The 7825-nt window shown below is 60.5% G+C and carries 10 protein-coding genes; 2 read left to right on the forward strand and 8 right to left on the reverse strand.

The genetic code is table 11. The features are described from left to right. The first annotated feature begins 8 nt into the window (after positions 1–8). Both DOU54_RS10060 and xth read left to right on the forward strand, forming a co-directional pair. Positions 9–185: a hypothetical protein gene (locus tag DOU54_RS10060; protein WP_113731117.1), complete on the forward strand. Its 177-nt coding sequence runs from the start codon at positions 9–11 to the stop codon at positions 183–185. Positions 186–193: 8 nt separating this feature from the next. Further along, a complete protein-coding gene (xth, locus tag DOU54_RS10065; RefSeq protein ID WP_113731119.1) occupies positions 194–970 on the forward strand; it encodes an exodeoxyribonuclease III in 777 nt (258 codons plus the stop codon). Between the two features lie 221 nt (positions 971–1191). Here xth and DOU54_RS10070 read toward each other — a convergent pair whose 3' ends face one another. The 8 genes from DOU54_RS10070 to DOU54_RS10105 form a co-directional block, all read right to left on the reverse strand. Next, on the reverse strand, positions 1192–1887 hold the full coding sequence (locus DOU54_RS10070) for a cytochrome c3 family protein (protein WP_107327949.1): 696 nt from the start codon (positions 1885–1887) through the stop codon (positions 1192–1194). Between the two features lie 2 nt (positions 1888–1889). Continuing rightward, positions 1890–2381 (reverse strand): nitrate reductase cytochrome c-type subunit, encoded by a 492-nt coding sequence (locus DOU54_RS10075; RefSeq protein WP_034499927.1) that lies wholly within the window; start codon positions 2379–2381, stop codon positions 1890–1892. Beyond that, positions 2351–4855, reverse strand: coding sequence for a periplasmic nitrate reductase subunit alpha (napA, locus tag DOU54_RS10080; RefSeq protein ID WP_037093012.1), 2505 nt, complete (start codon positions 4853–4855; stop codon positions 2351–2353). Before napA ends, DOU54_RS10075 begins: the two co-directional genes overlap by 31 nt. Further along, positions 4830–5117 (reverse strand): chaperone NapD, encoded by a 288-nt coding sequence (locus tag DOU54_RS10085; RefSeq protein WP_037093013.1) that lies wholly within the window; start codon positions 5115–5117, stop codon positions 4830–4832. Before DOU54_RS10085 ends, napA begins: the two co-directional genes overlap by 26 nt. Next, on the reverse strand, positions 5110–5610 hold the full coding sequence (locus DOU54_RS10090; protein WP_107341260.1) for a ferredoxin-type protein NapF: 501 nt from the start codon (positions 5608–5610) through the stop codon (positions 5110–5112). Before DOU54_RS10090 ends, DOU54_RS10085 begins: the two co-directional genes overlap by 8 nt. Before the next feature lie 7 nt (positions 5611–5617). Further along, positions 5618–5803 carry a periplasmic nitrate reductase, NapE protein gene (gene napE / locus DOU54_RS10095; RefSeq protein WP_037093015.1) on the reverse strand — a complete coding sequence of 62 codons (186 nt, stop codon included), beginning with the start codon at positions 5801–5803 and terminating at the stop codon, positions 5618–5620. 201 nt (positions 5804–6004) lie between these two features. Beyond that, a complete protein-coding gene (locus tag DOU54_RS10100) occupies positions 6005–7192 on the reverse strand; it encodes an NnrS family protein (protein ID WP_072495321.1) in 1188 nt (395 codons plus the stop codon). Next, the coding region (locus DOU54_RS10105; RefSeq protein ID WP_113731121.1) for an ATP-binding cassette domain-containing protein at positions 7189–7825 on the reverse strand (637 nt) is incomplete at its 5' end. The genes DOU54_RS10105 and DOU54_RS10100, both read right to left, overlap by 4 nt.

A 7825-nucleotide genomic window follows, 5' to 3' on the forward strand; every position in this document is an offset into this window, starting at 1 on the left:
GGCCTGTCATGAGCAAACGTGAACTGATCGATACCGGAACCGACAAGCGTTATGTGCGCCGCGATAAGGACGGCAAGTTCAAGGAAAGCGTCGACGTCTCGCGATCGCTCTCTTCCGACGCGCGCCACGATGCGAAGCATGATGCGAAACCGGGCCAGGGTGACCGGGGTGATCGCAAACACTGACGAACCCGGTGAAGCTCGCCACGTACAACGTCAACGGCATTAACGGCCGTCTCGAAGTCCTGCTCCGCTGGCTCGATCAGGCAAAACCCGATGTCGTCTGCCTGCAGGAGTTGAAGGCGCCGGACGAGAAGTTTCCGCGCCGCCAAATCGAGCGCGCAGGCTACGGCGCCATCTGGCATGGGCAGAAATCATGGAATGGCGTTGCAATCCTTGCCCGGGGTGACCAACCTCTCGAGACGCGCCGGGGGCTTCCCGGAGACCCTGACGACAGCCACAGCCGGTATATCGAGGCTGCCATCGATGGCATGATCATCGGCTGCCTTTACCTGCCGAACGGCAACCCGGCACCCGGGCCCAAATTTGACTACAAGCTGCGCTGGTTTGAGCGGCTGCGTTCCTACGCAGGTCAACTGCTTGAGCTGGACGTGCCATGCGCCCTTGTTGGAGACTTCAACGTCATGCCGACCGACCTCGATGTCTATAAGCCTGAGCGCTGGCGAGACGACGCCCTGTTTCGCCCCGAGGTTCGCGCAGCCTATGCCGGCCTAATTTCAATGGGCTGGACGGATGCCATTAGACTGCTGCATCCGGATGAGCGGATCTATACGTTCTGGAAGTATTTTCGGAACGCGTTTGCGCGGGATGCGGGTCTGCGCATTGATCATTTCCTGCTGACCCCATCGTTGCAGGAACGATTGCAGGCGTGCGGGGTCGACAAGTTTGCGCGTGCGTGGGAGCACACCAGTGATCACGCCCCCGCCTGGATTGTACTGGACGACCGATAGAGACCCATAGAGCGGATAAGGATGCTTCGCGCGCCTCCCTGCTGGCGGCGAAGGGCGGACCGAGGCTTTCGCATGAGCGCTGTTATGGCGGACGGGCTGGAAAGGTCTTTGTCCATAATCGAGCATATGTCGACGCCTTTGGACCGAACGGACCCATAGGCTTCGACGCCCGCACAGACGCCGCGGCGATCGAAGGCTCGTCTTTGGAATGAGGGGGGTTCCTAGAAAACGTTCCGGTGCACATCACTCATCGCCCGTCGCAAATCATCGATCGCAGATGCCGTCTGTCCTGGGTGACCGTCGAGGGCCGGCGGCATTTTCCAACCTGGATCGATGCCTTCCATGTTCGGCAGTTCATGAGCAATGCCTTTATGGCAATCGATGCAGGTGGCCTTGCCCGTCAACAGATATTTGGAATGGATATCGGCGGCGCGCTGTGTCTGTTTGGTAAAGTCCATGGCGACGGAGGAGTGGCAGTTGCGGCATTCCAGACTGTCATTGGCCTTGAGGCGCGACCATTCGTGCTGGGCAAGTTCCAGCCGCTTGTCTAGAAACTTCTTGCGGGTGTCGATTGTACCAAAAATCTTGCCCCAGACTTCCTTGGAGGCCTGCATTTTGCGGGCGATCTTGTCGGTCCATTCATGCGGCACATGGCAATCGGGACAGGAGGCGCGCACGCCGGAACGGTTGGAGAAATGCACCGTTCGAGTCAGTTCCTCATAAACATTGGCACGCATCTCGTGGCAGGAAATGCAGAAGGCTTCCTTGTTGGTCATCTCGAGCGCGGTGTTAAAGGCGCCCCAGAACATCACGCCACCGACGAAGCCGCCTAGCGTCAGGAAGGCGAGGCTGAGCGTGCCGGCCGGCGTCGTCAGAACCGCCCATAACCAGGTCAGAAGTTTTTTCACACGGGCGATCATCATTCACTACCCGCCGGTTTGACGCCCATCGTGCTCATGTCCTCAAACGTGCTGGGCACAAGCGGTCGGGTATCAGCCTGCGGGACATGGCAGGCGGTGCAGAAATAACGGCGCGGCGAAACGTCCGCCAGCATCTGGCCTTCGCGCGTCATATAGTGGGTTACGCTGATCATCGGCGCGCCGGAATCCTGCGTGAACTCGCGTTTGTGACAGGAAAGACAGCGGTTGGCATTGACCGAAAGCTGGTAACCGTCGATCGAATGCGGGATGACCGGCGGCTGCTCCGGGTAAGCGCGCATGCGTCTAAAATCATCGACCACCCATTTCGGCAGGGGTTTGGCGGGTTCGGTCTGCATGGCATCACCGCGTGGGCCGGACAATTCCGGCACCATCTGCGCAACGGCCCCCGTCGCCAACGCCACGACCAGAAGCGTGGCGGCGATCCATCCATGTTTCCTGATCATGCGACTGGCTCTATCTTGACTGCGCATTTCTTGAAATCCGTCTGCTTGGAGATGGGATCGGTTGCGTCGAGCGTGACCTTGTTGATGAGCTGGCTAGCATCGAACCACGGAACGAAGATGACGCCTGGCGGCATGCGGTTACGGCCGCGCGTTTCCACCCGGGAACGTATTTCGCCACGGCGTGAAACGATGCGGATTTCCGCGCCCTGATTGAGCCCGCGCTTGCGCGCGTCGTCGGCATTCATGAAACAGCGGGCGCCAGGGAAAGCCTTGTAAAGTTCCGGCACACGCATGGTCATGGAGCCGGAATGCCAGTGCTCCAGCACGCGGCCCGTCACCAGCCAGGTATCGAATTCCGCATCCGGGGATTCCGCCGGAGGCTCGTAGGGCACGGCGATGATGACCGCCTTGCCGTCCTTGTTGCCGTAGAACTTCACGCCCTCGCCCGGTTTGACATAGGGGTCGTAACCTTCGCGGTAACGCCACAGCGTCTCCTTGCCATCGACCACCGGCCAGCGCATGCCGCGCACCTCGTGATAGGCATCGTAAGGCGCCAGATCGTGGCCGTGGCCGCGCCCGAAGGCGGCATATTCCTCGAAGAGACCCTTTTGCAGATAGAAGCCGAAGTGTTTTGCTTCCTGGTTTTCGTATTCAGCGTTGATCTCGCTCAGCGGGAACTTGCCGACATCACTGTCCTTGAAGAGCACCTCGTACAGCGTCTTGCCGCGATAGGCGGGATTGGCGTCCAGTATCTCCGCCGGCCACACCTCATCCGTGGTGAAGCGCTTGGAGAATTCCACCAGCTGCCAGAGATCGGAACGCGCCTCACCCGAGGCCTCGACAAGCTGGTGCCAGACATGGGTGCGCCGCTCGGCATTGCCATAGGCCCCCTCCTTTTCCACCCACATGGCGGCGGGCAGGATGAGGTCGGCGCTCATGGCCGTGATGGTCGGATAGGCATCGGAAACAACGATGAAGTTTTCCGGGTTGCGATAGCCCTTATAGGTCTCGTTCTTGGTGTTGGGTCCGGCTTGGACGTTGTTGTTGACCTGAACCCAGTAGAAATTCAGTTTGCCGTCATGCAGCATGCGGTCCTGCTGGACGGCGTGATAACCCGGCTTTTCCGGGATGATGCCGTGGGGAATGCGCCAGATTTCTTCGGCATGTTTGCGGTGCTCGGGATTGGTCACCGTCATGTCGGCAGGCAGGCGGTGGGCGAAGGTTCCCACCTCACGCGCCGTGCCGCAGGCCGAGGGCTGGCCGGTGAGCGAGAACGGGCTGTTGCCCGGCTCGGAAATCTTACCCGTCAGCAGATGGATGTTGTAGACCATCTGGTTGGCCCAGACGCCACGCACATGCTGGTTGAAACCCATGGTCCACAGCGACATGACCTTGCGGTTCGGGTCCGCATAAAGCTCGGCCAGCTCCTCCAGAAAACCGGCTTCCACGCCGGTCATGGCGGCCGTCTTTTCCAGCGTGTATTCGGAGACGAATTCCTTGAAGGTCTCGAAATCGATCGCTTCGGTCTTGGTCGGATCCGCGGAATTGGCGGCATTCATCTCCACCGGATTGTCGGGCCGCAGGCCATAACCGATATCGGTGACGCCGCGCACGAATTTCGTGTGGTTCCTCACGAAGTCTTCGTTGACGCGCCCGGTCTTGATGATGTGGTTGGCGATGTAATTGAGGATGACGAGATCCGTGCCCGGCTTGAAGACCATTGGGATATCGGCAAGGTCCATGCTGCGATGGGTGAAGGTCGAAAGCACCGCCACCTTCACGTGGTCAAATCCCAGACGCCGGTCGGCAATGCGGGTCCACAGAATGGGATGCATCTCCGCCATGTTCGAGCCCCAGAGCACGAAAGCATCGGCATGTTCGAAATCGTCGTAACAGCCCATCGGCTCGTCCATGCCGAAGGTGCGCATAAAGGCATAGGCAGCAGACGCCATGCAGTGACGGGCATTGGGATCAAGATTGTTGGAACGGAAGCCGGCGCGCATCAGCTTGGTTGCCGCATAACCTTCGAAGATCGTCCATTGGCCGGAGCCGAACATGCCGACGGCTGTTGGCCCCTTCTCCTTCAACACCCTCTTGCACTGCTGCGCCATCACGTCGAAGGCCTCATCCCAGCTCACCGGCTCGAACTCGCCGTCCTTGGCGTAGACGCCGCCTTTTTTGCGCAGAAGCGGGGTCTGCAGGCGGTCCTTGCCATACATGATCTTGGACAGGAAATAGCCCTTGATGCAGTTGAGACCGCGATTGACCTCCGCCTGCATGTCGCCATGGGTGGCGACGACCTTGCCTTCCTTGACGCCGACCATGACGCCGCAGCCCGTGCCGCAGAAACGACAGGGCGCCTTGGACCACTTGATCTGCAATGCGGAAACACCGCCTGGCACCGGCTGGGCCGCGGCCGGCAGCGCAATGCCCGCCGTTGCCGCCGCAATACCGGCGGCATGCGCCTTCAATAGATCACGCCGCGTCAGTTCGCTGCTCATCGCCGCTTGTCTCCTCTGTATCGACGTGTTCGAAAACCATGTTGGCGGCAATCACACCGTCGAGTGTCGAAATGTAAGTGAGCGTATCGCCCAGCATGCCTGTGCTCGTGCCATCGATGACGATGACGATCTTGCCGTTGCCCTCGCCATGAACCTCGACATTGTCGAGCGTTAAAAGCGTTGCGAGCACGGCGTCGCGCATGTGCGGCACCACCGCCACCACGGCGCTCGAAACATGATACCGGCCTGTATTTTCAGGCATATTGCATCTCCGTGGCTGCTTCCCTGATCTCGATCACGCCGGCAGGGCAGACGGACACGCAGGCCCCGCAGCCGGTGCAGGCTTGTTCGATAAGTTCAGGCACGAAGGGCCCGCCGCGGCGGGGACGAAACCGGATGGCCTCGGTCGGGCAGGCATCGCGGCAGGCCTGACAATCGATATTGCCGAAGGCGAGACACCCCTCACCGATCGCCATGACATGATCGAAGTGTTGCGCGGCGGGTGCGGCAAACACCGGCTCCGGACAGGCCTCGGCGCATTTGCCGCAAAAGGTGCATTCTCCGCTGGAAAAATCCACTGAAGGCAAGCCACCCACCATGGCAATGATGCCGGTGGGACACGCCTCGACACATTTTGCGCAACCGCTGCACGCGGCGAGGTCGCTCAACGCGACCCCGGGGGGACAGATGCGTGGTCTATTTTTTTGCCCACCGCGCAGGAAATCGCGCCGGCTGAGAGAGACTTCCATCATCATTTCGCCCTCAATGTCCGGGCGGCCCCGGCGGGCCGTAAATGATCTGGAACATCCAGACAATAAAACCATAGGCTCCGACAAATCCGACCGCCAGAATGGGCCAGATTCCGAAGGCCAGAACGGCGAAGGTCACAAGTTCCCTCGTCCGGCTTGGCTTTTCATCTGCGTGCTGAGGCGCGACTATTTTAGTCATATTCGCGGTTCCCTATTCGGTTGGAGTTATAATCGACCAAAAAGAAGATATGTTCAACCACTTGATTTTATTGATTATTTATTAAAACTAACATTCATCAATATCCCTTCTCTAAGCCACTGATTTCACTTTGTGCTTTTGCCAAAAAAATAAACAAACCGGTCGGGACAGTGATGTCGCCGCCGCGGGGCAAGGTGTCTCTCATCCGCATGCCCCCGCCTCATCGATGCCAGGCGCGCGCATGAAAGGCAGAAAGCCCTGCAACCAGACCCCGAAGCTCGCCGCCCACAAAACGGCGCTGAGGCCATGGTGATAGGGTGACAATGTTGCGGCAAAATCGAATTCCGGCAGGAGGCGGACCAGCCCGGCCATCACCATCAGAAGGGCGGCCACATGCGCCTGCCACGGCAGATGCGTCAGGTTGCGACCCGTATGCCGCAGCCCGGCAATGATGAAGACGGCCATTATGGCGCATCCCAGCGCCCCGATCGACAGCAGATGCAGCCCTGCGGCGGGCGTGACGGAAAAACCGAGCCTTGTTGCGCCGAGCGCCAGAAAACCCGAGCCCGCAAAGGCGTTGCCAAGACCGAGCAACAGCACCTCGGTCTTGAAGACGGCACGCCCGATGAACCATTCGGCCAGCCGGTCGAAAAAGGCGGCCCCGGCCGCAAGCGAAAGCCAGGCGCAGACATCGCTTTGCGGAAAGAAAAGCTTCGCCGCCATGTAAAGCGTCACCATGGCGCCCGCCATATGCTGGCGGCCGGGATGCGGCCGGTAAGGCGTGGTCTCGCCGCCCGGATCGAGCGCCAGATTGATGACGACCACATTAATACGAGCGGCGGAGAGTGAAAACAGCACGGTGAAGATGCACAGCGCCGCTTCCAGAAAGCGGGATGCAAGTTCGGGATCGCCGCTCCACCAGGCATAACGCACACCCGCTTCAGCCACCGCAAACAGAAGAAGCCAGACGAGGAATGCCAGGTGTTTCATCGTGCGCCGCGCCAGCATCGCCCTGCCGATGAGAACAGAGAGCGCGAGCAGAAAGGCGAGATCGAAAAAACCCGCAAACAGGCTCCATGCCTCCATCCCGAGAAAGCCGATAAGGCGGCCCGGCAGCCAGAGACCGGCGAGATGAAGCAGCGTTCGTCCCTGCGCCGGTTTCGTATCCGTCCATTCCGGCACCGCCGAGCCGAGGAAACCGGCAAGCGCCATGCCATAGGTGCCGAAGATCATTTCATGGGCGTGCCATTGCGATGCAGGCACCGCATCGGCAAAAGGCAGGGCATAACCACCGATGACGACCCACAGGAAGGGCCAGCCCGCGCCATGCAGGGCGGCCAGAGGGAAAAACAGCCGCAGGGCTTCCGAAAGGATGGGGGGCTGCCTCATCGCACCCGCTCCTTTGCTGAAAACAGTTCGGCGAAGGCCGGGCTCTCGGACAGGCGTTCCGCTTCGTCGAAAACCGCCCGCGCCATGCGCCGGCCCGGCGAACCCGCGGGCTTATGCGCGGCAATGACGCGGCCATCGACGCCGGAGAGCACGATCAGCCGGTCGGCAACCAGCAACGCCTCATGAAGATCATGGGTGACGAGAAGGGTGGAAAAACCGCGCCGGCAGGCGGCGCCCACCAGAAGCTCCTGCAAATGACGGCGCAGGCCGACATCGACGGCGCTGAAGGGCTCGTCCAGAAACAGCATGTCCGGCTCCACGGCGAGCGCCCGCGCAACGCCGGCGCGCTGGCGCATGCCGCCGGAGAGATCCACCGGATATTTGCCGAAATCCGCCGCCTCCAAACCGACCTCCAGCGCGAAAAGGCCCGCCCTTTCGCGCCGCTCCCGTTTCGGCATGCCGGCCGCCGCAAGGCCGTAGGCGATATTGTCGATAAGCGTCATCCACGGCAAAAGCCTTGGCTCCTGAAACACCAGCCCCTGCCGGCGATAATGGCGGTACACGCGGCCACGAACGGGATCGATGATACCAGCCGCGATCTGCAAAATCGTCGTCTTGCCGCTGCCGGAGGGG

Source organism: Agrobacterium sp. MS2 (assembly GCF_003261015.1).
Taxonomy (GTDB): domain Bacteria; phylum Pseudomonadota; class Alphaproteobacteria; order Rhizobiales; family Rhizobiaceae; genus Agrobacterium; species Agrobacterium pusense.